At 58.0% G+C, this 22,331-nt stretch carries 22 protein-coding genes and 1 tRNA gene; 6 read left to right on the plus strand and 17 right to left on the minus strand.

Going from position 1 to position 22,331, the window contains the following annotated elements; translation table 11 throughout:
- Positions 1-117: 117 nt before the first annotated feature.
- The 8 genes from ACNAZS_RS20750 to thrS all read right to left on the minus strand — a co-directional run bounded on the left by ACNAZS_RS20750 (position 118) and on the right by thrS (position 7,867).
- The gene (locus tag ACNAZS_RS20750) at positions 118-1,278 is read right to left on the minus strand and encodes an ABC transporter substrate-binding protein (RefSeq protein WP_415792404.1); all 1,161 of its coding nucleotides are present in this window, start codon (positions 1,276-1,278) and stop codon (positions 118-120) included.
- A 163-nt stretch (positions 1,279-1,441) separates the two neighbouring features.
- Positions 1,442-1,627, minus strand: coding sequence for a hypothetical protein (locus ACNAZS_RS20755; protein WP_415792405.1), 186 nt, complete (start codon positions 1,625-1,627; stop codon positions 1,442-1,444).
- Positions 1,628-1,776: 149 nt separating this feature from the next.
- The gene (ptsP, locus tag ACNAZS_RS20760; RefSeq protein ID WP_415792406.1) at positions 1,777-3,612 is read right to left on the minus strand and encodes a phosphoenolpyruvate--protein phosphotransferase; all 1,836 of its coding nucleotides are present in this window, start codon (positions 3,610-3,612) and stop codon (positions 1,777-1,779) included.
- A complete protein-coding gene (locus ACNAZS_RS20765) occupies positions 3,548-3,817 on the minus strand; it encodes an HPr family phosphocarrier protein (protein ID WP_415792407.1) in 270 nt (89 codons plus the stop codon). Before ACNAZS_RS20765 ends, ptsP begins: the two co-directional genes overlap by 65 nt.
- Positions 3,818-3,831: 14 nt before the next feature.
- Positions 3,832-4,230 (minus strand): PTS sugar transporter subunit IIA, encoded by a 399-nt coding sequence (locus ACNAZS_RS20770; protein WP_415792408.1) that lies wholly within the window; start codon positions 4,228-4,230, stop codon positions 3,832-3,834.
- 10 nt (positions 4,231-4,240) lie between these two features.
- Positions 4,241-5,197, minus strand: a complete 957-nt coding sequence (gene gshB, locus ACNAZS_RS20775; RefSeq protein WP_415792409.1) for a glutathione synthase — start codon at positions 5,195-5,197, stop codon at positions 4,241-4,243.
- A gap of 150 nt (positions 5,198-5,347) precedes the next feature.
- The gene (gene infC / locus ACNAZS_RS20780) at positions 5,348-5,893 is read right to left on the minus strand and encodes a translation initiation factor IF-3 (RefSeq protein WP_415792509.1); all 546 of its coding nucleotides are present in this window, start codon (positions 5,891-5,893) and stop codon (positions 5,348-5,350) included.
- A 21-nt stretch (positions 5,894-5,914) separates the two neighbouring features.
- On the minus strand, positions 5,915-7,867 hold the full coding sequence (gene thrS, locus ACNAZS_RS20785) for a threonine--tRNA ligase (RefSeq protein ID WP_415792410.1): 1,953 nt from the start codon (positions 7,865-7,867) through the stop codon (positions 5,915-5,917).
- Positions 7,868-8,252: 385 nt separating this feature from the next.
- On the opposite strand from thrS, the gene ACNAZS_RS20790 reads away from it, so the two are divergent.
- The 4 genes from ACNAZS_RS20790 to ACNAZS_RS20805 all read left to right on the plus strand — a co-directional run bounded on the left by ACNAZS_RS20790 (position 8,253) and on the right by ACNAZS_RS20805 (position 10,370).
- On the plus strand, positions 8,253-8,984 hold the full coding sequence (locus ACNAZS_RS20790; protein WP_415792411.1) for a response regulator transcription factor: 732 nt from the start codon (positions 8,253-8,255) through the stop codon (positions 8,982-8,984).
- Positions 8,985-8,998: 14 nt separating this feature from the next.
- Positions 8,999-9,409: a hypothetical protein gene (locus tag ACNAZS_RS20795; protein WP_415792412.1), complete on the plus strand. Its 411-nt coding sequence runs from the start codon at positions 8,999-9,001 to the stop codon at positions 9,407-9,409.
- Positions 9,410-9,650: 241 nt separating this feature from the next.
- On the plus strand, positions 9,651-10,019 hold the full coding sequence (locus tag ACNAZS_RS20800) for a hypothetical protein (RefSeq protein WP_415792413.1): 369 nt from the start codon (positions 9,651-9,653) through the stop codon (positions 10,017-10,019).
- Positions 10,020-10,139: 120 nt separating this feature from the next.
- Positions 10,140-10,370 carry a hypothetical protein gene (locus ACNAZS_RS20805; RefSeq protein ID WP_415792414.1) on the plus strand — a complete coding sequence of 77 codons (231 nt, stop codon included), beginning with the start codon at positions 10,140-10,142 and terminating at the stop codon, positions 10,368-10,370.
- A 298-nt stretch (positions 10,371-10,668) separates the two neighbouring features.
- On the opposite strand, the gene ACNAZS_RS20810 is transcribed toward ACNAZS_RS20805, so the two are convergent.
- A complete protein-coding gene (locus ACNAZS_RS20810) occupies positions 10,669-11,583 on the minus strand; it encodes a LysR family transcriptional regulator (protein WP_415792510.1) in 915 nt (304 codons plus the stop codon).
- Positions 11,584-11,952: 369 nt separating this feature from the next.
- Between ACNAZS_RS20810 and ACNAZS_RS20815 the strand changes: the two genes are divergently transcribed.
- Both ACNAZS_RS20815 and ACNAZS_RS20820 read left to right on the plus strand, forming a co-directional pair.
- A complete protein-coding gene (locus ACNAZS_RS20815; RefSeq protein ID WP_415792415.1) occupies positions 11,953-13,110 on the plus strand; it encodes an acyl-CoA dehydrogenase family protein in 1,158 nt (385 codons plus the stop codon).
- 20 nt (positions 13,111-13,130) lie between these two features.
- Positions 13,131-14,123 (plus strand): acyl-CoA dehydrogenase family protein, encoded by a 993-nt coding sequence (locus tag ACNAZS_RS20820; RefSeq protein ID WP_415792416.1) that lies wholly within the window; start codon positions 13,131-13,133, stop codon positions 14,121-14,123.
- A 113-nt stretch (positions 14,124-14,236) separates the two neighbouring features.
- Here ACNAZS_RS20820 and ACNAZS_RS20825 read toward each other — a convergent pair.
- From ACNAZS_RS20825 to truA, 8 genes are all read right to left on the minus strand, one after another.
- Positions 14,237-14,313: transfer RNA gene (locus ACNAZS_RS20825), tRNA-Val, on the minus strand.
- Positions 14,314-14,358: 45 nt separating this feature from the next.
- On the minus strand, positions 14,359-15,603 hold the full coding sequence (locus ACNAZS_RS20830; RefSeq protein WP_415792417.1) for an O-antigen ligase family protein: 1,245 nt from the start codon (positions 15,601-15,603) through the stop codon (positions 14,359-14,361).
- Between the two features lie 132 nt (positions 15,604-15,735).
- Positions 15,736-16,695 carry a glycosyltransferase family 9 protein gene (locus tag ACNAZS_RS20835; RefSeq protein WP_415792418.1) on the minus strand — a complete coding sequence of 320 codons (960 nt, stop codon included), beginning with the start codon at positions 16,693-16,695 and terminating at the stop codon, positions 15,736-15,738.
- A gap of 234 nt (positions 16,696-16,929) precedes the next feature.
- Positions 16,930-17,610: a phosphoribosylanthranilate isomerase gene (locus ACNAZS_RS20840; RefSeq protein WP_415792419.1), complete on the minus strand. Its 681-nt coding sequence runs from the start codon at positions 17,608-17,610 to the stop codon at positions 16,930-16,932.
- A 33-nt stretch (positions 17,611-17,643) separates the two neighbouring features.
- On the minus strand, positions 17,644-19,311 hold the full coding sequence (locus ACNAZS_RS20845; protein ID WP_415792420.1) for a TRAP transporter large permease: 1,668 nt from the start codon (positions 19,309-19,311) through the stop codon (positions 17,644-17,646).
- A 2-nt stretch (positions 19,312-19,313) separates the two neighbouring features.
- Positions 19,314-19,934 carry a TRAP transporter small permease subunit gene (locus tag ACNAZS_RS20850; protein WP_415792421.1) on the minus strand — a complete coding sequence of 207 codons (621 nt, stop codon included), beginning with the start codon at positions 19,932-19,934 and terminating at the stop codon, positions 19,314-19,316.
- A gap of 213 nt (positions 19,935-20,147) precedes the next feature.
- The gene (locus ACNAZS_RS20855; protein WP_415792422.1) at positions 20,148-21,242 is read right to left on the minus strand and encodes a TRAP transporter substrate-binding protein; all 1,095 of its coding nucleotides are present in this window, start codon (positions 21,240-21,242) and stop codon (positions 20,148-20,150) included.
- 145 nt (positions 21,243-21,387) lie between these two features.
- On the minus strand, positions 21,388-22,194 hold the full coding sequence (gene truA / locus ACNAZS_RS20860; protein WP_415792423.1) for a tRNA pseudouridine(38-40) synthase TruA: 807 nt from the start codon (positions 22,192-22,194) through the stop codon (positions 21,388-21,390).
- Between the last annotated feature and the right edge of the window lie 137 nt (positions 22,195-22,331).

Consider the following 22,331-nt stretch of genomic DNA (forward strand, 5'->3'; position numbering starts at 1 on the left):
GCCATCTGAGCACAAAGACAAAAAAAACGCGGTAGCGAAAAAATCGCTCCGCGTCCTGGCTTAAAAAGGGCCGGACTGCCGCGCTAAAAACGAGCCAGCCCCTATGAAAACCGTGGATTACTGTGCGTAGGAAAAACGCCCGTCGCGAATCACGCCCATGACCCGTGCACGCTCATCAAACCCCTGGTGATCGGATTTCGTAATATTTAGTACACCATTGGGCACAATTAGATTGGTGGTGCTTTCGAGGGCGTCCCGCAGCGCCGTCCGGAACGCCGGCGTGCCGGGCTTGGCGCCGGTTTTGAGGGCACGGCCCACGGCGGAGTCCAGCAACATCCACGCCCCATAGGCATCGCCCGCAAACTGCGTCAGGCTGTTCGGACCGTATTGGGCTTCGTACTTGTCTGCAAACGCCACCGCAACCGATTTAACGGGATTGCTGTCCGGTAGCTCGCGGGCCACCACCCCCGGCCCCGTGGGAAACAGTGTGCCGTTGACGTCCTTGCCACCGACCTGCAGAAACTCGAGGGTACCGATGCCATGGGTTTGATAAATGAGACCTTTGTAACCACGCTCAAGCAGCGTTTTCTGGGGTAAAGCCGCCGGCGTGCCCGAGCCTGCGATCAAGACCGCATCGGGCTTGGCGGCGATGGCCTTGAGCGCTTGTCCCATGACTGACGCATCCGTGCGCTGAAAGCGCTCTTGCGCCACTATCTTGGGATCGCCGTTCGCCGCTTTGGAGAACTCGGCCAGCCAGCTATCGCCGTACGAGTCGGCAAACCCGATAAACGCGACATTCTTGATACCCTTGCTGCGCATATCCTGCACCAACGCAGAGGCCATCAGCGAGTCGTTTTGGGGCATTTTGAAGGCCCAACGGCGCTTCGGATCATCAGCAGGCTCGACAATCACGGCCGATGCGGCCAGAGCGACCATGGGAGTGCCCGTTTCGGCCAATACATCCAGGCCCGCTAGCGCCGACGCGGTGATATTCGGGCCGACAATAGCATCCACCTTGTCTTCTGATGTCAGCTTGCGGAAGTTTTTGACGGCGCGGCTCACGTCAGTACCATCATCGAGCACGATATAGCGCGCGGGCTCGCCCCCTAGCGTCGCCGGCCATAACCGGATGGCATTATTGGTTTGAATACCAATCGCAGCAGCAGGTCCAGTCGAGGAGATATCCACCCCGATCACGACTTCGGCACGAGCTGACCAAGACAGCAACGGCGCGATAGTGGCGGCGAGTACGGCCAGACGGAATAGAGATTTGGGCATAAGGAAATCCGCTAGGTATGAAAGAAAATCCTGGTAAACGCGTGTCGGCGTTTGCACAAAATATCATGACAAAAGCGTATTTTGCCTGAGTCGCGTCATTACCGGCGGACAACAAAAATGCCAGCGCGTGCGCTGGCATTTTGGCTGGCTTGCTGCGGAACGACTAGCGGCGCTTGTCGTGAAAGGCGGAAACGTTGAAATGGGTGTGGCGGGCCTCGTCCATGTCATGCCGCAATTCTCCGAATGATTCCAGGAAATGCATCACGCCATTTTTGAAAGTACGCCAGCGGCTTGCCGTTTCGCTTGCCGGTTTGCCCGGCCCTGCAGCCCTGCGGGTGGAAACTTCCATGACCTACTCCTTGAGAAGAATGAAAGGGAACCACGCAGAATGATCTTACCCCCGGCAATGTTGCAGCACAATACAATTGTGCGATCAACAATTGCTGCATCGCAAAAAAAGGCCGCCATTTGCTTTTTTGCAACGCGATAATTGATCGGCTAGCCTTGATCCAGCAGGTCCAGATCCACCCTGAGAGCGCGATTAAGCGCCGTCGCGACCTTGATGCGCAGATCATTGCTATGGGCCCGGAGAATCTCGCGTTTGACGTCCAGTACCTGCTGGGCGTGCATGGAGAACTCCGTCAACCCCAGGCCCAACAGCAAGCGCGTCAGGCGGGCATCGCCGGCCATTTCGCCACATACCGCCACAGGCGTGCCCATGCGCGCACCCACGTTGATCGTATTGGCGATCAGGCGTAGCACCGCAGGGTGCATAGGGTCGTATAGCGACGCGACATCATGATCGCCCCGGTCGACCGCCAGGGTGTACTGGATCAAATCGTTCGTGCCGATAGACAGAAAATCCAGCGCCTCCGCAAAGGGCTCAATTGCGATCGCGATCGCCGGGACCTCGACCATGGCGCCGATCTCGATGCGAGGCGCGTACGCTTGCCCGCGGGCATCCAGCTCGCGACGTGCGGAATCAATCGCGGCAAATGCCGCCTTGACCTCGTGCATATGCGCCACCATGGGTAGCAGCAAACGCACATGGCCGTGCGCAGATGCACGCAAAATCGCGCGCAGTTGCGTAGCAAACATGTCGGGATGCGCCAGGCAATAGCGAATCGCGCGCAGACCCAGGGCCGGATTCATTGCGACCGTGGCCTCATCATCGAGCGTCTTGTCGGCACCGATATCCAGCGTGCGGATCGTGACGGGACGTCCCGCCATGGTCCGCACCACCGAGGCGTAAGCCTGGTATTGCTCTTCTTCGTCGGGGAGCCTGCGGCGCCCCATAAATAAAAACTCGCTGCGGAACAGGCCAATACCCTGTGCTCCGGCCGCCAGGGCACCGGCGGCCTCGTCGGGCAGTTCGATATTGGCATTCAGGATGATATCGATGCCATCGAGCGTCACGGCCGGCTCGTCTCGCAACAATGCCAACTCGGCGCGCTCGGCGGCGTAGGTCACCTGACGGTCACGGTATTCCTGCAGCATGCCCGGCGACGGATTGACCAACACAACCCCGGTCGCACCATCGACCACCACGGTATCGCCGTCACGCACCAACTCGCGTACCTGACCCAGGGCCACCACGGCGGGCACACCCATACTGCGCGCCACGATGGCCGTATGCGAAGTCGGTCCACCCAAGTCGGTGACAAAGGCTGAAAACCGTCCCCCACGCAACCGCACCATATCCGCTGGGGAAATGTCATGCGCAACCACGATCAGCGGGTCATTGCCCTCCAGGGCGCTGACATCGGCCAACATCGCCGTGCTGCCTGACAATACCCGCAGCACGCGCTCGATGACTTGCCGTACGTCCGATCCGCGCTCACGCAGGTACTCGTCCTCCATGGCGTCAAATTGTTCGCCGAGGATCTGCCCCTGTGCGGCCAAGGCCCACTCTGCGTTGTAATGGCGGTCCTTGATCAGGGCGCGCGTCTGTTCGGCCAGCAAAGGATCGGCCAGCAGCAGACAATGCACATTCAGCATGGCGCCCAATTCGCGCGGCGCATCCGCCGGCAGGCAATCCGCCATTTGCTGCAAATCGGTCTGGGCCGAGATCAACGCCTGAGTCAGGCGGTCGCTCTCCGCATCGACATCCTGCGGCGAAATACGATAGTGAGCCACCTCGAGAGAGGCAGCCCCCATGACCACGGCGCGCCCGATCGCGTATCCGCGTGCGACGCCCTTGCCCTGTAACGCGACGACCGCATCATTGGCTGCGTCAGACGTCGCAGCCGGGGGGCATTCCAGACTGGAGTTATTCGTGCTCACCGAATTTGCTATCGAACAAGTTCTGAATTTCAGCGAGAGCCTGATCGGCATCGTCGCCCGAAGCATCCAGGCGCACCGTCACGCCCTGGCCTGCCGCCAACATCATAACGCCCATAATGCTCTTGGCATTGACGCGTTTTGCGTCACGCGAGATGAAAATCTCGCTGCCGAATTTACTCGCCAATTGTGTGAGCTTTGCCGCGGCGCGAGCATGCAAGCCCAGCTTATTGGAAATGGTGATCTCAGAAATAGGCATAGAAATTGGTCAGTTCAGTCCACCTGCAAACAACCTTGCACGCCGCCCGCCAGGGCCTTGGCGCGAGTATCGGCCAAGCCCTGATCACGTGAAGTCAAGGCACGCAACAGCATCGACGTATTCAGGCCCGCTACGACACAGCATTGTGTACCCAATGACTGCGCCTCGGACACGGCACGTTTGGCGATATTTGCAGGCGTGGCACCGATCAGATCGGTCAGCACCAACACCCCCTGCCCCTCGTCCGCCTCGCGAATATCGCGCAACACATCAGGGACTCGCTCGTCGGGCATGTCATCGGGCTGAATGTCGTGCACAGCCATCTGGCGGCCCGCCTCGCCCAACACATGAGCCGCAAACTCGCGCATGGCATCGCCCAACGGCGCGTGCACCACGATGACAATACCGGTCATGGTCTGGCCTCTATGCCACCGCACGTTCGAGCGCGGCCGCAAACATATCGGCCACGTCAAAACCGGTCTGCTCTGCGATTTCGACAAAACAGGTCGGACTGGTGACATTCACCTCGGTCACATAGTCACCGATCACGTCCAGCCCCACCAAGAGCAGTCCGCGTGCCGCCAGCTTGGGGGCGACTTGGGCCGCGATCTCGCTGTCACGTGCCGAGAGAGGCTGCGCCACGCCACGGCCGCCCGCCGCTAGATTGCCCCGCGTTTCGCCTGCCAGCGGAATGCGGGCCAGCACATACGGCACGGCCTCGCCACCAATCAGCAAAATACGTTTATCGCCCTGGACAATCTCGGGAATATAGCGCTGCGCCATGATGGTGCGCTCGCCATTGTCGGTGAGTGTCTCGAGGATGGCATTCAAATTAGGCTCGGCGGCCCGCAATCGAAAGATGCCTGTACCGCCCATGCCATCGAGCGGCTTGACGATGACGTCTTGATGCTTGTCGTGAAAGGCCTTGATGCGCGCCATATCACGCGTCACCAGCGTGGGGGCTGCCAGATCCGCGAATTCGGTGATGGCCAGCTTTTCCGGGTGGTTACGGATCGCCGCCGCATCGTTGAATACCTTGGCCCCTTGGGCCTGCGCGTACTCGAGCATATGCGTCGAATAGACGTACTCCATATCGAACGGAGGGTCCTTGCGCATGATGACGGCATCAAAGCGAGGCAACGGGATGTCTTGGGCATCGCTGGTATCGCGCCACCAGTCGTGTCCATGCAAATCGGCGCCGTCGACAAGCTCGATCGCGGTACTGCGCGCCAGCACCACGCCAGCATCAATAAATAAATCACCCTGCAGAGCCACGCTTAGCGTATGACCGCGTGCAACCAGCGCACGCATCATGGCAACCGAAGAGTCCTTGTAGGCCTTCAGGCGCGGCAGGGGGTCAATAACGAATAAGACATGCATCGTGATATCCCGGTCGCACGCGAATCACGTCGCGTGCCAAACCGCCATCGTAGCGCAAATGACCCGCCCACGCCGGACGGCATGATGATTGTTTATGGGCGACATGACCGGCCACTCAGCACGTGACCAGTCATGTTCAAATCACCACAGTCAACCTGCGGCGTCCTTGCCAGGAACGACCTTCTTGCGCGGGGCAAGCACCATGACCATCTGGCGTCCTTCGAGCTTGGGCATGGCTTCGACCTGTGCCAATTCGGTCAGATCGTCGCGCACACGTTCCAGTACGCGCATACCCAGCTCTTGGTGAGCCATTTCACGGCCGCGGAACCGCAGCGTGACTTTGGCCTTGTCGCCCTCTTCGAGGAAACGGCGCAGATTGCGCAGTTTGACCTGATAGTCGCCCTCGTCGGTCGCCGGACGGAATTTGACTTCCTTGACCTGGATGACCTTTTGCTTGGAGCGGGCTTCGGCTTGTCGCTTTTGTTCCTGGTACTTGAACTTGCCGTAGTCCATCAAACGGCAGACTGGAGGATCCGCGTTGGGCGCGATTTCGACCAAATCCACGTTGGCTTGTTCGGAAAGGTTGAACGCGTCGGCAAGCTTGACGATGCCCAGCTGTTCTCCGTCCAGACCTATCAGGCGCACCTCGGGAACACGGATCTCACCGTTGATGCGATTGGCTTTTTCAGTGGCGATGTTGACAACTCCTAAAAGATTTTAAGCAGCACTGCTTTCGGTTTTAACGACGTCTCGACGAGCCTCGACGTCTTGGGCCAAGCGGTTGGAAAATGCCTCGAGCGAAATCACGCCAAGGTCCAATCCCCCTAGACCGCGCACCGCAACAGTGCCATTTTGTTTTTCCTTGTCGCCCACGACAAGGATGTACGGCACTTTTTGCAGGCTGTGCTCGCGAATTTTACGGGTGATTTTTTCACCACGCAAATCAGACTCAACCCTAAAGCCTTGTTTTTTAAGGTTTTGCGAAATTTGCGCGGCATAATCAGCCGAAGGCTCAGAAATACAACACACGACGGCCTGCACCGGAGCCAGCCAGGGCGGCATGGCGCCCGCATGGTTTTCGATCAGCATGCCGATAAAACGCTCCAGCGACCCCAGGATCGCCCGGTGCAACATGACCGGCGGACGGCGTTGATCCTGGGCATCGACGTATTCCGCGCCCAGGCGAACCGGCATGGAGAAATCGACCTGGATGGTGCCGCACTGCCAATGGCGACCGATCGCGTCTTTCAGTGTGTACTCGATCTTGGGGCCATAAAAGGCCCCCTCGCCCGGCGAGACTTCGAACTCACATCCCGTACGGCGCAGGCTTTCCATCAAGGCGGTTTCGGCCTTGTCCCAGACTTCGTCCGTGCCGATACGTTTTTCGGGACGCGTCGCGACCTTGTAGAGGACCTCGGTGAACCCAAAATCACGGTAGACCCTTTGCAACAAGGCCGTGAAATCGGCGCACTCATCCTGCAATTGATCTTCAGTACAGAAAATGTGGCCGTCGTCTTGCGTAAAACCCCGCACCCGCATCATGCCGTGCAGCGAACCGGAAGGCTCATTGCGGTGGCACTGACCAAACTCGCCGTAGCGCAGCGGCAGCTCGCGATACGAATGCAAGCCGGCGTTGAAAATCTGCACATGACCCGGACAATTCATCGGCTTGAGACCGTAGACCCGGTTTTCGGATTCAGTCGTGAACATATTTTCACGATAGTTATCCCAGTGACCGGTCTTCTTCCAGAGCGAAATGTCCAGGATCTGTGGCGCCTTGACTTCCTGATAGCCATTGTCGCGATACACGGCACGCATGTATTGCTCGACTTGTTGCCACAGCGCCCAACCCTTGGGGTGCCAGAAAATCAGGCCTGGCGCCTCGTCCTGGAAATGGAACAAATCCAGATCGCGGCCGATCTTGCGGTGATCGCGACGCTCGGCTTCTTCGAGCATATGCAAATAGGCGTCTTGCTCGTCTTTGGTGGCCCAGGCAGTACCGTAGATGCGCTGAAGCATCTCGTTATTGCTGTCGCCGCGCCAATACGCGCCCGCCACCTTCATCAGCTTGAAGACCTTGAGCTTGCCCGTCGAGGGCACGTGCGGCCCGCGACACAGATCGATAAAGTCGCCCTCGCGATAGAGGCTGAGGGTTTCGTTGGACGGAATCGACGCAATGATCTCGGCCTTGTAGGCCTCGCCGATGCTTTTGAAAAAAGCCACGGCGTCGTCACGCGTCCATTCTTCGCGCGTTACGACTTCGTCCCTGCGGACCAACTCGGCCATTTTCTTCTCGATGGCGATCAGATCCTCGGGCGTGAAAGGCCGCTTGTACGAAAAGTCGTAGTAAAAGCCGTTATCGATGACAGGACCAATCGTGACCTGCGCATCCGGAAACAGCGATTTGACGGCATACGCCAGCAGGTGCGCGGTGGAATGACGAATTAGCTCCAGGCCGTCAGCGTCTTTTGACGTGACGATGGCCAACTGAGCGTCCTGATCAATGCGAAAACTGGTATCGACCAGCCTTGCCTCACTGCCTGGCAGCGTTATACGACCACCCAGCGCGGCCTTGGCCAGCCCGGCGCCGATGGATTGCGCGACCTCGGCCACCGTAACGGGAGCCGGGAACTGGCGCTGTGAACCATCGGGCAATGTGATCTGTACCATCGAAATTTCCTGGGGGAAAAACAACAAACGCGGCTATTCGCCGCGTTTCGTCTGATTGCTAGTTTGGGGCCTGTCGTCTACCTGACATGGAACCCGACGCTTGGTAAAACTAACGCAGCATGGGAGGAAAGTTTCCGGTCGTAGTTCGTGTCGGGTCAAAAAGCATGTGCGGCCACCTGAGGCGGGCACGCAAAACAAGGGACGAGATTTCGGCGCGTGCCTTAATCCATAAGTATATCACTCTCATAGGGATACAACAGAACGCGCGTCGGTTCAGATAAATCCTATTTGCTTCAACCTACGCCGGGACATCGTACCGGGCTGCGCCACACTTGCCGCAAGGCCGCCTGGAACCTTTCGCCGACATCGGTCACACACATGAACTATGTCTGCAATTTCGACCTCGAGTCCTGCCGCTCCCGCCGCCCCGCCGCACTCGGCAGGGCGACACTACCTGCTGCTTTCCGGCGACAACCACCGAGTACGCATTGCAATCCTGGATGATCATCCCGTCATCACGCTGGGCATAGCCGCCTACTTGCGCTCGCATCCCGATTTCGACATCGTCCATACCGAGACTTCCTCCGAGTCCTTGCTTCATCACCTGGAAGCCCGGCCGTGCGATGTCGCGCTCGTCGATTTTTACCTGCCCAAACAGGCCTGGGACGGCGTCGATTGCATTCGACGCCTGCGCCGTCGACACCCTGACATGGGCATCATTACCTTTTCCGCCGGCACCCAGGCAGAGACCGAATACGCCGCGTTCCGGGCAGGTGCCCACGGTTACCTGCCGAAGTCCGCCGCCTTGCCCACGCTGGTCGACGTCATTCGCGCTACTCTCGCCCCCGATACCAACGGATTTATCACCTATCAGGACGGTGGCCTGAAATTCACGCCGCCCAGCCACCCCGATACGCGCTTGACCTCCTCCGAGATCGAAGTGCTACGCCAAATCGCCCAGGGCCTGTCCGTCACACAAGTCGGGGCCCGGCTGTTGCGCAGCAAAAAAACCGTCAGCACGCACAAGCGACGCGCCATGGGCAAACTCGGACTCGCCGACGATCTCGCCCTGGCCCTGTATTTAAAAGAAAAGTTCGATCAACCGGCCGGCCCCTGATCATCGCCTAACTCATGCTGCACATCGACGCCTTGCTCGCGCTATACCCGGACGACGCCAGCCGCCACCGGCTGCTCACCCAGGCTCTGGTGCACATCCGCGCCGACCGGGCCGCATTGCGTCACGCGATTGATACCCGGAATATCACCGATGCCCTTCAGCAACTACACCGGGCCAAGGGCGCGGTGAGTTTTCTGGGTACAGGCAGGAGCACACTACAACGATTTGACTCGTTAACCCGCATACTGCAACAAGCGGGAAATATTAATGACACGGTAGGCTCCGGACATACCTGTATTCGGGTCGAAAATGACTCGAATATTAATCGCGAGATATATGCCGCATTTAACCCTGTAGAATCTGTTCTTCTCGAATTAGAAACTACGCTAATGATGCTCATTAATAAGCGGGAAATTAAAAAGTAAGCCGAAGCATCGTAAACGCAGTGCCTCAAAACGTCGTAAATACCCTACAAAAATGAAATATGACGACATCACAGTGTTTCTTCGAAACCTAAACAATCGTCAATTATTTCTAAAATTCCGCTGTTTTGATACGTTCTGTGGCATTCAACCCGTTTGTGCATTATCTGTTTTCAAATCGATGCTCACGTCATAATTTTCTTTCATTAGACTCAGTCCGTCGCTATTTCAAAAAGCAAGTCTGATGAAACTGATCAATGATACTGACCGTATTCAGATTCTTCGCCCACGTGTGCTCGAAATCGATAATGGCCTTTTCAGAGGATATGTAGATACTCACGAACGCCAATCCGGCGTCTCGACACTCTGCAAATCTCATTACTGCCAAAGCGCGGGGATTTCTCGAGACATGGCCGAGCGACAAGCGCTCGACCTGGCGAAAAAGATCAGCGCGGCCTCGCGACGTATGGGCTTTGTCACGCAATTGGTGTGCGATAGCCTGAGCGATAGCTACGCGGGTCGGGCCGAACTGGATAGCATTCCGGCATTTTTGATCCGTCGCGCGCCTGCAACGCCTTCGGTAACTCGCAAGCATCTGCGCGCAGTCGCCTGATAGTCGCCTGTGATAGCAAACAATTGATAAGTGTTCGCATTTTCAATATTACAGATTGAAGTAATTTGGTATCATAGGCACCCTTAATTGACCAGCAACTCTAGTAGTAAAGGAGCACCGATGGATGTTGGCAACGTCAATTCTGAATGGTCGGACAACGTCACCTCTGCCGCTGAAGCACGCGCGCAGCGTACTCTGCAAGCAGCCGAACGTCTACTTGCCCCGTCTGCCCCTGATACTTCCAATGCGCCCGCTTCGGCAGAGCATCAATTGCGAGAATATATGCAGGAAATGAGCCGAACCCGCTACGGCCATGCCGGCTCATTACTCTCCGAGCTATACAGCAAGTAGCACGCGCACAATTTCCGGATTGGTAGTCGAATAAAGTAAAGAGGCCCCCACGCGGCAGCCACTACGTGGCTTTGCTGCCCCCCAAGGGGGCTTTTTTTATTTTGGGGCGGCCCGGCAATAAAAAAGGCCCCCACGCGGCAGCCACTACGTGGCTTTGCTGCCCCCCAAGGGGGCTTTTTTTTATTTTGGGGCGGCCCGGCAATAAAAAAGGCCCCCACGCGGCAGCCACTACGTGGCTTTGCTGCCCCCCAAGGGGGCTTTTTTTATTTTGGAATACGGCCCACATGAGGTGTTTTTTTTATTTGGCGAGTGATTGATTTCCGCCAAAACAATCCAATGCTACATCGCGAAACCTTTGCGCCGCCGGACTGGATGGCTCGGGCATCAACAGGCCCAGACCGATCTCGGCCGCAGGCGACAGGTTAGTGATGACGCGGTAGGCGACACGCGAACTCGGGTTGTATTGCATAACCGCGGGTACCAGCGCCACACCCAGGCCGCTTTCCACCAACGACAGCACAGTCTGTACCTGCGTCGCCTCTTGGGTAATGCGCGGCAAGAACCCCGCGCGTTGGCACGCGAGCATTGTCATGGCGTGCAGCCCGGCAGCGTCGTCACGCGAATAGAACACAAATGATTCGGTCGCCAGGGCTTGCATGGTGATATCTGGCTTTTGCGCCAACAAACTGCCCTGCGGCAGCGCCACCACAAAGCCTTCGGTCAACAGCGGCTCCAGATGTGCACGCGATGGGGTCAACAGCGGAGTACGCACCAACCCGACATCCAGATCGGCGCTATCGACCCGCTCGGCGATACGTACGGAGGTGCCTTCTTTGAGTACCAGTTCGACGCCGGGATATTCCGCTCGGAACAACCGCACGACGCGCTGCAACACACCGTTCGTGGTGGAGCCGACAAAGCCTACCCGCAAGGCGCCCCCTGTGCCCGTCGAGGCAGCACGCGCCGCCGCCAGCAACTGCACATTGTGAAACAGCAAGCGCCGCGCCTCCGCCAACGCCGCCTGTCCGCTGGACGTCAACGAAACACCGCCGGACCCACCTCGCTCGAACAGGCGAGTGCCGAGCTCTGCCTCCAGTTTCTGGATGGCAACCGTCAGCGGTGGCTGCGTCATGTGCAAACGCTCGGCAGCCCGCCGGAAGTTCAACGTTTCGGCCAGCACCACGAATTGACGTACTCGCCGCAAGTCCAGCATGGGATCGGGCGAAGCCTGGCCCGGGCGGGTCGATCGGATTCGTTCAGTCATCGTGTCGGTCGTATCTCACGACTATCATTTTTATGGGTTTGATACATCTTATGTAGGTGTACACCTGCTATTCACAGCAAAATCTTGGCGAATGATAGCCCTGATGAATAGCTAACGATATATAAAAAATATCATTTCTACCACAAATAATATTGGACTTGTGGATACCACTTTTCTAAGCTGACACCGATCAATAGCGAGCAGCCGGGAGCATAAACATGTGCGCGGCATCGCCGTTGTTCCTGCAGTTTGTCCCTCCAACAACCCTGCCCGGCCTATTTGGTCGGTCAACGATAGCTACGCCATCGGACTGCCATCTTGACCACCCTGATCAATCGATTCACACTCGCCGAGCTTCCTCAGTCGGCGCAAATTTTTCGCCAAGAGGTCCAGTCGTTCCTGCAGGCCGAAATGCCTCCGCTACCGGCGGACCAACGTGCGCGCTCGTGGCTGGGCTTCGATGCCGAGTTCAGCCGCAAGCTGGCCGCTCGTGGCTGGGTGGGGGTCACCTTGCCATGTGCGTATGGTGGCGCGGAAATGGACGCGTTCTCCCGATTCATCCTGGTCGAAGAGTTGCTGTGCGCGGGTGCACCAGTATCGGCCCACTGGATCGCCGACCGCCAAAGTGGGCCGTTGATCCGCAAGTTCGGCAACGAGGCACAACGCAATTTCTACCTGCCGCGCATCTGCCGCGGAGAAGCCTTTTTCTGCATCGGCATGAGTGAACCAAACTCGGGTTCGGATCTGGCCAGTGTGGGCTCTCGCGCCGAGCGCCACCCCGATGGCGGCTGGACACTCTCTGGTCGCAAAATATGGACCACCAACGCTCACCACTGTCACTACATGATCGCGCTGGTGCGCACCTCGGGGACTCCGCAGGATCGCAATCAGGGTCTGTCGCAGTTCATTATCGATCTGTCGCTGCCAGGCGTCACGATACGCCCCATCACCGATCTAGCCGGCGATGCGCATTTTTCGGAAGTGTTCTTCGACGATGTTCGACTATCCGAGGATGCGCTGGTCGGGCAGGAAGGCGACGGCTGGGAACAAGTCACTGCCGAGTTGGCTTTCGAGCGCAGCGGCCCCGAACGGATTTATTCGAGCATCGTGTTGCTGGACCGCTGGATAGATTGGCTGCGCAGCCACGGCGATACGACGCACGCGCCGGCCGTCGGCCGCTTCGTCACTCATCTGGCGGCACTGCGCAGCCTATCACTGTCGGTGACGGCCCGACTGGCCGCGGGCGAGAGTCCCGTGGTCGAAGCCGCCTTGGTCAAGGAACTGGGCACGAGCTTCGAGCAAGAAATCCCTGCCGTCATAGAAGCTGCCCTAGGGGTAGACCCCGGCGCAGAGGTCGATGAGGAACTGTTGCGCACTTGCGCCTATGTCAACCAGATCTGCCCCACGTACTCGCTGCGTGGCGGCACGCGCGAAATCTTGCGCGGCATGATCGCTCGCGGCCTCGGCCTGCGTTAACAGGCGTGGAGACGAATACGATGTTCAGCGAAGCTTTCGAAGACCTGCTGAAAGGCCAATGCCCCCCCGCCGCGGTACGCGCTATCGACGCTGGCTGTCACCACGAAGCGCTGTGGAGCGTCATTCTGGAATCCGGCTTTCTGGAGCTCATGGCGCCGGAAGATGCCGGCGGCGCAGGTGCGGACCTGGCCGACGCGCTGCCATTATTCATGGCGCTAGGCGCACACGCCGTACCGCTACCCGTGGGGCAAGCCATCGCGCTACGCACCTTGCTGCCTGCCGGCGAGGCCGTGCCTCAGGGCCTGCCGACCTTTGCCCCCAGCCTGGTGTCGGCTCGCGATACGACATGGGTTGCGCCACGCGTACCCTACGGCATGCTGGCAGGCCCCGTGCTGGCTGAACAGGGCGGCACACTGTGGTTACTGGATGCCCACGACGCGCAACGTCGTCATTGCCGCTTGCATGGCGAGCCGACCGCCGATTTACGATGGGAGTCGGACATTGAGCAAGTCGGCAAGCGTCTAGGCGATGCCGGTGGCACACCAGGCCGTCTGGCGGCCTGGGCAGCGGCGCTACACGCCGCGCTACTGACCGGCGCAATCACCCGGTGTTTCGAATTAACGCTCCAGTACGGCAACGACCGCATCCAATTCGGCCGCTCTATCGGTAAATTTCAGGCAGTCCAGCATCAGTTGGCAGTGATGGCCGAACACGTCGCCGCCGCGCGCATCGCTACGGCCGCTGCATTCCGCGTGGGCACAACGCAACCCGCCTTGCTGCCCGCCGCCATCGCGAAGGCCCGCAGCAGCGAAGCCGCAGCGTTGGTAGCCGCCACTGCACATGGCCTGCACGGCGCCATCGGTGTCACCGAGGAGTACGACCTGCAGCTCTACACGCGTCGGCTGCACAGCTGGCGACTGGCGCATGGATCCGAGCAATACTGGCACGGAATCGTCGGCGAGGCCTTGATGAATAGCTCAACCAGCGCGGCAGAATTCGTGCGCGAGCTATAACGCGGAGAAAAGACAGTCGTTGATGGGTGGGTGCCCTGGTAAGACCGGAAAGCAAAAAACCGCACAATCAAAGATTGATGCGGTTTTTTTGTGCGCCCTGTCTGCGAGTATTTTGGTAGGCGGTATTGGAATCGAACCAACGACCTCTACGATGTCAACGTAGCGCTCTAACCATCTGAGCTAACCGCCTGCAGAAGAGAAAAAGATTATATATGGATTTTTTTCGGCGTGCAAATCAATGACTGATTATTGTTGATGGGCGATCAGCCATCGCCAGATGACGCGGCGTACTCAGTGCATACAACACAGCGAGCGTCACAGCATAGATGGGCACACTGCGCATGTTGCGGAACATCATTTCAGTCAGGCTGAATTGCGCGTAGCCCAACGTAAACAACAGGCCGATGGTCGCGGCTGTGTGGATGGTGGCATCAGCGTTGCGCAAGCGGCGCAGGAAGGTCACGGCCGGCACAAAATAAAGTGCCAGGATACTCAGTAAACCAAACATGCCGTACCCGGCTAACGCCCCGAGAAAGTCGTTATGCGGCTCGCCATAATCCGAGGCAACCTTAGGGGTCACGATCCCCTGGTCTCTGAATTCGGCTAATTTTTCGCGGAAATTACCGGCGCCTACACCTGTCCATGGACTCTCTTTGAACATCAGCCATGAGGCCGTTGCCAACTGCATCCGTATTCCGGTAGACGTATCGCGATCATGTTGCTCGTAACGCTGAAAATCTGTCCAGATCGCGCGAAAACGGCTGCCGTCGGCGTACCACAGAAATGATAGTCCTACGGCCATGAATACCAGGGCCATACCCACGAACATCAGCTTGGTGCGCGCAGTCCATTGCTGCTTGCTGAGCAAGATCACCAGCCCCAGCACAGCAAACAGTGCCCAACTGCTGCGTGTCTCCGAGATCCATACGGCATAGATACTCAAGGGCACCGCCAGCAGTTTCAAGGCGGCCTCGAGTCTGGGCCAGCGCGACAATGTCCAGGGCAACGTCAGGCAAGATGCGAAACCAAAAAACAAGGTGAGATTCGCAAACGCAACGGCGTTGTATTTACCACCGAATGCTGACACGGCCCCTCTGCCCAAATCGGGCGACAGCAAAATCACCAACAGCATCAGCGAACCTACGTAAGCACTGAACAATAAGCTCCACTGCACGTGCCGTAGCCATTGCACCGGCGAGCGCATCAAGACCCACGCAATTGGAATCGCCAATGCAAATCGAATCAATTTCTCGAACTCGGAAGCCACCCAGTCGCCATGGACGATATTGCCCAACAGCATGCACACAAGCGGTGCTGCCAAGGCAACCATCAGCGGCCACAGATCGCGCCAGGCGTAGACCTCCCAAGGTTTGATCGCATTGGCAATAATCACCCCCAGGCCCACTACGGCGCCAAGATATAGCGCGATCGGCCCACCATCCGCACTGACCAACGCGAGCGCGGGAACCAAGAGTGCCAAGATGGATATCACCACCACGGCTTTGGGAGATATGCCTGTTCTCCGCCCGGCATTCGGGCCCGCTGCATGTACCATAAAAGAGCACAACACCTTTTTTGCGCAAGCTGAACTGTCAGCGATGAACCCTCAACGTCATTCGCTAATTTGTTTCTCGTATTGGTCGGTCAATTGCCGAAAAGCCCGGAGCACCTGACGGGGTTTAAGCCAATGGCGCCATAGACGGTCGCGCAATCTGCCCCCGGGAATATAGCCGGGGTACACGATCCGAGAAGTCGACCATCCTGGGCGCCAGGAGAGCGTGCGAGTCGGCCTGCCGGTAACGGTCAGGGTAGGAATCCCGACGTTGGATGCCAAATGCCCGATACCGGACTCATTACCGACAAACCAGCCAGACTCGTGAATAAACGTGGCGACATCGGAAAGCAATGTCGACGGGTATATGGACAAGCCATTTTCTGCCAGACAAGCCCACTGCTCCCGTTCGTACGGGGCAAGAATATAGAACGGCTGATAGCCAGAGCGCTGCAAACGCTTGCCAAGCTCGACAAAATGCGACGCGGCCCAGCGTCGCTCCTCGCCCCCCGAGGACGGATGGACTGCCACACGCCGTAAATGTTGCCGATGACGCAATTCAGGCAGCGGACGCAGGCCGTTATTCAACGAACAATTTTCAAGGCCCAACTGTTGGTGACAATAGTCGCGGATTTGATTGAGCTTGATGAAGCCCTTGCCCGTAACGACGACGTGCTCGTCATAGTAAAAATAGCTGCGTGCGTAGTCATGCAATCCATAGGGCCACCCGACATGCATTTGCGCTGCACAATCGTAATCCGCCAATGCGTGCGAAGCCTCGGACTCTGGCAAAGACGGACGAATATCGATTCCAGGAAACCAGGCGCGCAACGCGTAGGCATAATCGCCAAAGACGGTGACGCTGCGCCCGTTGGCACGCAGGTTTTGCACCATGTTCATCATGAGCAAGGTGTCGCCCAGGCGAGGCGCCATCAGCATGGCCACCCGATTCGCGTGCTTTAACTGTTGCTGGTGTTCGGCTGCCACATACGGAGGCAGGCCGGAAGCGGATGTTGCCATATCTTGGTGGACGCTCATGTCAGATGTGATATGACTGTATTTTGTCGGAATTCGAAAACTATAAATTAATATATTTAGATTAATTAAGTTGCATAACTTCGATTCAGATCAACATACCTAGAAAAACACACTCCCCGTACCGTCATTCGGAGAGAATCGCACGGACCTGCTAACAAAATTATCGAACCATTTAACGGTATGAGCCCGTAGGTCTCACTGGCTCAACGATGCGGTTTATTCCTCTGCCGACGGCGCAAGTGATGATCGACCATCGTCCGCATGACGCACGGCGTCCATCAAGGCGCGGATCTTGTCGGCCGATTTCAGCCCGGGAGCGGTTTCTACGCCGCTGCTCACGTCCACGGCCCAAGGCCGCAGCGCCTGGATAAGTGGGCCTATGTTGTCGGCGTTCAGCCCACCAGACAAGATGATCGGACGCGCGGACACATCGGCCCGCACGGCAGCCAGCAGCCTGTGATCAAAAGCCTGGCCACTACCACCATAACCCGCACTGTAACTGTCAAACAGCCACCCAGCCGCCGCCTCGTAGGCACGACAGACGGTGGCTAAATCATCGGGCGTGTCCAGCCCCGGCGCGCCGGCACGGAACGCCCGCAAGAAACGGACGCCATAGCGGGTGCAATCCTGAACGGACTCGTCACCATGGAACTGCAGCAAGTCCGGGCCGACATGATCCAGGACAACCTGCACCTCGGATGGATCCGGATTCACGAACAGGGCCACCGTGTCGACAAAAGCCGGCACGGCACGGCGCAGCGCGGCCGCCTGCGCCGGCGCGACGTAACGCTTGCTACCGGGATAAAACACAAACCCGATCGCGTCCGCCCCGGCCTGTACGGCCGAGGCGATGTCTGCTTCGCGGGTTAAACCACAGATTTTGACGCGAGTACGCATAACGCCAGTGCTCAAGGGCAATAACGACCCAGTTTACTTGAAGGCCGCCGCCGGGTCGGCGTTTTCACTGCCATAGGTACTGGTGCCATAGGTCGTATCGATCTCGATCTTGACGGTATCGGGATCAACGGTGGACAGCCCTGCCTTGTAGTGCATCACGATGCCTGGGAAGATCATGACCGCAGCCACCATGACCAACTGGATCACGATAAAGGGCACCGATCCCCAATAGATCTGCCCGGTCGTCACAGGCTCGATACGTTGACCTGTCACCCTGTCGCGATAGGCGTCCTTGGGCGCCACCGATCGAAGGTAGAACAGGGCAAACCCAAAAGGCGGGTGCATGAACGAGGTCTGCATGTTCACGGCCAGGATGACCCCGAACCAGATCAAATCGATGCCCATTTTGTCGGCCACAGGGGCGAGCAAAGGCACGATGATGAACGCCAGTTCGAAGAAATCGAGGAAGAACGCCAACACGAAGGTCAGCACGCTGACCACAATCAGAAAGCCCCATTGGCCACCCGGCACGCTGGTCAACAGATGCTCGACCCACAGGTCGCCGCTGACACCACGGAAGGTCAAGCCGAATACCGTCGACCCCACCAGGATGAACACCACGAAGCACGACAGCTTGGTCGTCGTGTCCATCGCCTGACGCATCAGATCGAGGGTCAGACGTCCACGGATCAACGCCATGATGATCGCACCAACGGCGCCCATCGCCCCGCCTTCGGTCGGCGTCGCGACACCGATGAAAATGGTACCCAGCACGAGGAAGATCAGGAACAAGGGCGGAATCATCACAAAGGTGACGCGTTCAGCCAACGCCGAGAGCACTTTCAGGCGAAACACTTTGTTGACGATGGCGATCACAAACGCCGTCAGACCCCACAGCAGCAAGCTGAGTACGACTTTTTCGTCAACAGGCGCATTTTCCTTTTCCAGCCACTGCGTCATGAAATACGCAGAAGCGGCCGCAATCAGCATCAACACCAGCAACGAACGACCGCCGCGCGAACCGTTAGGCTCACGGAAGGCGCGAGCCTCTTCGGGCAAGGCCGGAGCTGCCGAAGGCTTGATGACGGCGACCAGAACGACGTACAGAATGTACGAGCCCGCCAGCAAGAAGCCGGGAACCATTGCGGCACGGTACATGTCGCCGATCGAACGACCCAACTGGTCGGCCAGGATGATCAGCACCAATGAGGGTGGAATGATCTGCGAAAGCGTGCCGGATGCGGCTATCACCCCCGAGGCCAGGCGCCTGTCATACCCGTAACGCAGCATGATCGGCAACGAAATCAAGCCCATCGAGATGACCGAGGCGGAAACCACGCCGGTGGTCGCGGCCAACATCGCGCCAACCAACACCACGGCGATGGCCAAGCCACCGCGCAGCGGCCCAAACACCTGGCCGATGGTCTCGAGCAGATCCTCTGCCATGCCTGAGCGTTCAAGTACCAGTCCCATCAAGGTAAAGAAGGGGACCGCCAGCAAGGTATCGTTGGCGACAATGCCGAACACCCGCTGAGGCAGCGCCTGGAACAGGGTAGCGTTAAACAGCCCCAGCTCGATCCCGACCAGACCGTACAGGATCCCGTTGGCGGCCAACGCAAATGCCACGGGAAAACCCAATAGCAAAAATAACACCAAGGTGCCGAACATGAACGGCGCCAAATTTGCGACAAAGAACTCCATGATCATTGGCCCTTGTTTTGTTGTTGCAGGGCCGCCTCGCGCGCCTGCGCTTCACGGGCGATCTCTTCGGCGAGCTCCTCCTCGGCGGACTTGCCTACCTCACGTGCCAGAGGATCAGGGGACTGGCCACGCAAATAGGCCACGCATTTGATCAAACGCGAAACCCCCGCCAGCACCAGCAACCCGAAACCGATTGGAATCATCAGTTTGACCGGCCAGCGAGCCAGGCCACCCGAATTGGAGGATTGCTCGTTGGAGACAAAGGAATCCATGAACATCGGCCACGACAGATACGTAATCAAAATCGCCATAGGCAACAGGAAGAACAACACCCCGAAGATTTCGATGTAGATTTGCGTACGTTTGGAAAGCCGGGAGGACAGAATATCCACCCGGACGTGTTCATTTTTAAGCAGGGTATAGCCCGCGGTCAGCAGGAACATGGCACCAAACATGTACCACTGCAGTTCCAGCCAGGCATTCGAACTGACTTCGAACACCTTGCGGACCACCGCGTTGCCGGCGCTGACCAGCACCACCAACAGGGTGACCCACGTCACGGCTCGGCCAACCCGCAGGTTCAGCGCATCGATTGCGCGTGATAGAGCGAGTAATGCTTTCATGATGGGAATAATGAGCTAGATAGAAGGTCGCAACGATACCAAATACGGCATCGTGCCTGGGCATGCAAGCGCCGCCTGGGGTGGCCGGACGACAGACTTCGGCATGGCGCCGCCGCCAGTCGCCCCTGCTTTTGGCGGGTACGGTAACGAGCGGAAACGGACAATTTTATATCGTCGTGCCCAATCGGCCGTGCCCTACCCCATGCGGCCTGCTTATTTGCCTCGGCCAATGGTCCCCATGAAGCCGTCGAAACTGCCTTCAGCCACACGGAACCACGGGATTTCGTTGTCACGGAACGCCACCATGTCGTCGTAGATCTTTTTGAACATGGGGTCTTTGGCGGAGAACTCTTCGTAGACTTTGACGGCCTCGGCATAGCAGGCGTCCATCACGGGCTTGGGAAAAGCCTTGAGTTGTGCACCCTGGGATACCAGGCGACGCAAGGCGGCCGGGTTTTCCGCGTCGTACGTGGCAATCATGTCGGCCGTGGCGGCCGCAGAAGCCTGCGCCAGCACGTTTTGGTAGTGTTTGGGTAATTTGTTGTACTGCTCTTGATTGACGTACAACGACACCTGCAGCGTACCTTCCCACCAGCCGGGGAAGTAATAGTTTTTGGCGACCTTGTGAAAGCCCAATTTTTCGTCGTCGTACGGGCCAATCCACTCGGCGGCGTCGATGGTGCCCTTTTCCAGCGAGGGATAGATGTCACCACCCGCGATTTGTTGCGGCACGACGCCCAGGCGCGACAACACGGCGCCCGCAAACGCGCTGGCGCGGAATTTCAAGCCCTTGAGATCGTCTACCGTCTTGATTTCATTGCGGAACCAGCCCCCCATTTGGGTACCGGTGTAACCGCAGGGAAAGTTCACGATGTTGTACTTTCCAAATAGCTCGCGCGTGAGTTTCAGGCCGTTGCCATGACGCATCCAGGCGTTCATCTGGCGCGTATTCAGGCCGAACGGCACGGCGCCGTCAAAGCACAAGGCGGGATCTTTGCCAAAGTAATAATACGAAGCCGTGTGACCGCACTCGATGGTGTTGTTCTGAACAGCGTCGAGCACCTGCAATGCCGGCACGATCTCGCCCGCGGGAAAGGCACGAATGGTGAATTTACCGTCGGTCGCTTCGGAAACGTACTTGCCTAGATTTTCACCGCCACTGTAAATCGCATCCGCGCTACGCGGAAAACTGGACGCCAGGCGCCAACTGAGCTTGGGGGACTCTTGTGCCAGAGCGGGAGCGGCAAGAGCGGCGCCGCCAGCGGCAGCACCCAATGTAGCTTTTTTGAGGAACGAACGACGTTGCATGAGGGGAAGTCTCCTGTTTGGAAAACGTTGCAAACGCAGGTCGTTTGTGTGAAACGACTGCGTATACAGCAACTCTTGTTGGAGCTGCTTTTTTTCGTTCGCAATCATATAGCGTCAGTCGATCATTGCCCTCCTGCTGATTACCCTAAGCAAATATGAACGGCGACAACAATTGCGGGCCGCCGTCGGTTTCTTTCAGTTGGAATTCAGCGGGATACTCGATGGCAGACAGGTACAAGCCATCCGGAGGAAACGTCGGCGCAGCCACGCGACGGTCTCGCGCGGCGAGCACGTTCTGCATCCAGGCTACGGATTCGCGCCCTTGGCCGATTTGCAATAATGCGCCCATGATGTTGCGCACCATGTGATGCAAAAAAGCATTGGCGCGAAGGGTAAACACAAGAAAGGGGCCGCGCTCTTGGATGTCCAGCCGATGCATAGTGCGCACCGGATGTCGGGCCTGGCATTGCGAGGAACGAAAACTGGAAAAATCGTGTTCGCCCAGCAACGTCACCGCCGCCTGACGCATCGCATCGACATCAAGGGGCTGAAAGCACCATCCCGCCCGCCCCGCCCAGAGCGGCGGCCTTACACGCCCACGCCAGAGCAAATAAATGTAGGTACGCGAACGCGCCGCAAAGCGCGCATGAAAGTCGTCGGAGACCGGTTGAGCCCACTGTATAGCAATGCTGGGGGGCAAAAAGGCGTTGACGCCACGTACCCAGGATTCGGTCCGTCGCACGAGCGGCGTATCTACATGCACCACCTGCATAGCGGCATGAACGCCGGTATCGGTACGGCCCGCGCATATCGTCGGCACACGGCCGTCAATACCCGCAAAGCGGCCCAGGGCTGCCTCCAGCGTGTCTTGCACCGTTTGCCGATGTGGTTGTGTCTGCCATCCCTGCCAGGAGGAGCCGTCGTACGCCAGCCCCAATGCCATACGCGACATCGTTGTCAAACACGCGGCCTGCGAGGAGACGACTCATCGGTCGGCGGCTGATCCAGATCCAGATTGATGCCATCCAGTTTTCGCGTGAGCAATGCGGGATCCAGCGCAGCCGTTTCCCCATATGAAGAGGCCTCGTC

The organism is Bordetella tumulicola (genome assembly GCF_965138755.1).
Taxonomy (GTDB): Bacteria; Pseudomonadota; Gammaproteobacteria; order Burkholderiales; family Burkholderiaceae_B; genus Bordetella_A; species Bordetella_A tumulicola.

Coding starts and splice junctions, on each gene's coding strand:
- ACNAZS_RS20750 (WP_415792404.1), bottom strand. CDS start 1,278: ATGCCCAAATCTCTATTCCGTCTGGCCGTACTCGCCGCCACTATCGCG.
- ACNAZS_RS20755 (WP_415792405.1), bottom strand. CDS start 1,627: ATGGAAGTTTCCACCCGCAGGGCTGCAGGGCCGGGCAAACCGGCAAGC.
- ptsP (WP_415792406.1), bottom strand. CDS start 3,612: ATGCCGATCAGGCTCTCGCTGAAATTCAGAACTTGTTCGATAGCAAAT.
- ACNAZS_RS20765 (WP_415792407.1), bottom strand. CDS start 3,817: ATGCCTATTTCTGAGATCACCATTTCCAATAAGCTGGGCTTGCATGCT.
- ACNAZS_RS20770 (WP_415792408.1), bottom strand. CDS start 4,230: ATGACCGGTATTGTCATCGTGGTGCACGCGCCGTTGGGCGATGCCATG.
- gshB (WP_415792409.1), bottom strand. CDS start 5,197: ATGCATGTCTTATTCGTTATTGACCCCCTGCCGCGCCTGAAGGCCTAC.
- thrS (WP_415792410.1), bottom strand. CDS start 7,867: ATGGTACAGATCACATTGCCCGATGGTTCACAGCGCCAGTTCCCGGCT.
- ACNAZS_RS20790 (WP_415792411.1), top strand. CDS start 8,253: ATGTCTGCAATTTCGACCTCGAGTCCTGCCGCTCCCGCCGCCCCGCCG.
- ACNAZS_RS20795 (WP_415792412.1), top strand. CDS start 8,999: ATGCTGCACATCGACGCCTTGCTCGCGCTATACCCGGACGACGCCAGC.
- ACNAZS_RS20800 (WP_415792413.1), top strand. CDS start 9,651: ATGAAACTGATCAATGATACTGACCGTATTCAGATTCTTCGCCCACGT.
- ACNAZS_RS20805 (WP_415792414.1), top strand. CDS start 10,140: ATGGATGTTGGCAACGTCAATTCTGAATGGTCGGACAACGTCACCTCT.
- ACNAZS_RS20810 (WP_415792510.1), bottom strand. CDS start 11,583: ATGCTGGACTTGCGGCGAGTACGTCAATTCGTGGTGCTGGCCGAAACG.
- ACNAZS_RS20820 (WP_415792416.1), top strand. CDS start 13,131: ATGTTCAGCGAAGCTTTCGAAGACCTGCTGAAAGGCCAATGCCCCCCC.
- ACNAZS_RS20835 (WP_415792418.1), bottom strand. CDS start 16,695: ATGGCAACATCCGCTTCCGGCCTGCCTCCGTATGTGGCAGCCGAACAC.
- ACNAZS_RS20840 (WP_415792419.1), bottom strand. CDS start 17,610: ATGCGTACTCGCGTCAAAATCTGTGGTTTAACCCGCGAAGCAGACATC.
- ACNAZS_RS20845 (WP_415792420.1), bottom strand. CDS start 19,311: ATGGAGTTCTTTGTCGCAAATTTGGCGCCGTTCATGTTCGGCACCTTG.
- ACNAZS_RS20850 (WP_415792421.1), bottom strand. CDS start 19,934: ATGAAAGCATTACTCGCTCTATCACGCGCAATCGATGCGCTGAACCTG.
- ACNAZS_RS20855 (WP_415792422.1), bottom strand. CDS start 21,242: ATGCAACGTCGTTCGTTCCTCAAAAAAGCTACATTGGGTGCTGCCGCT.
- truA (WP_415792423.1), bottom strand. CDS start 22,194: ATGTCGCGTATGGCATTGGGGCTGGCGTACGACGGCTCCTCCTGGCAG.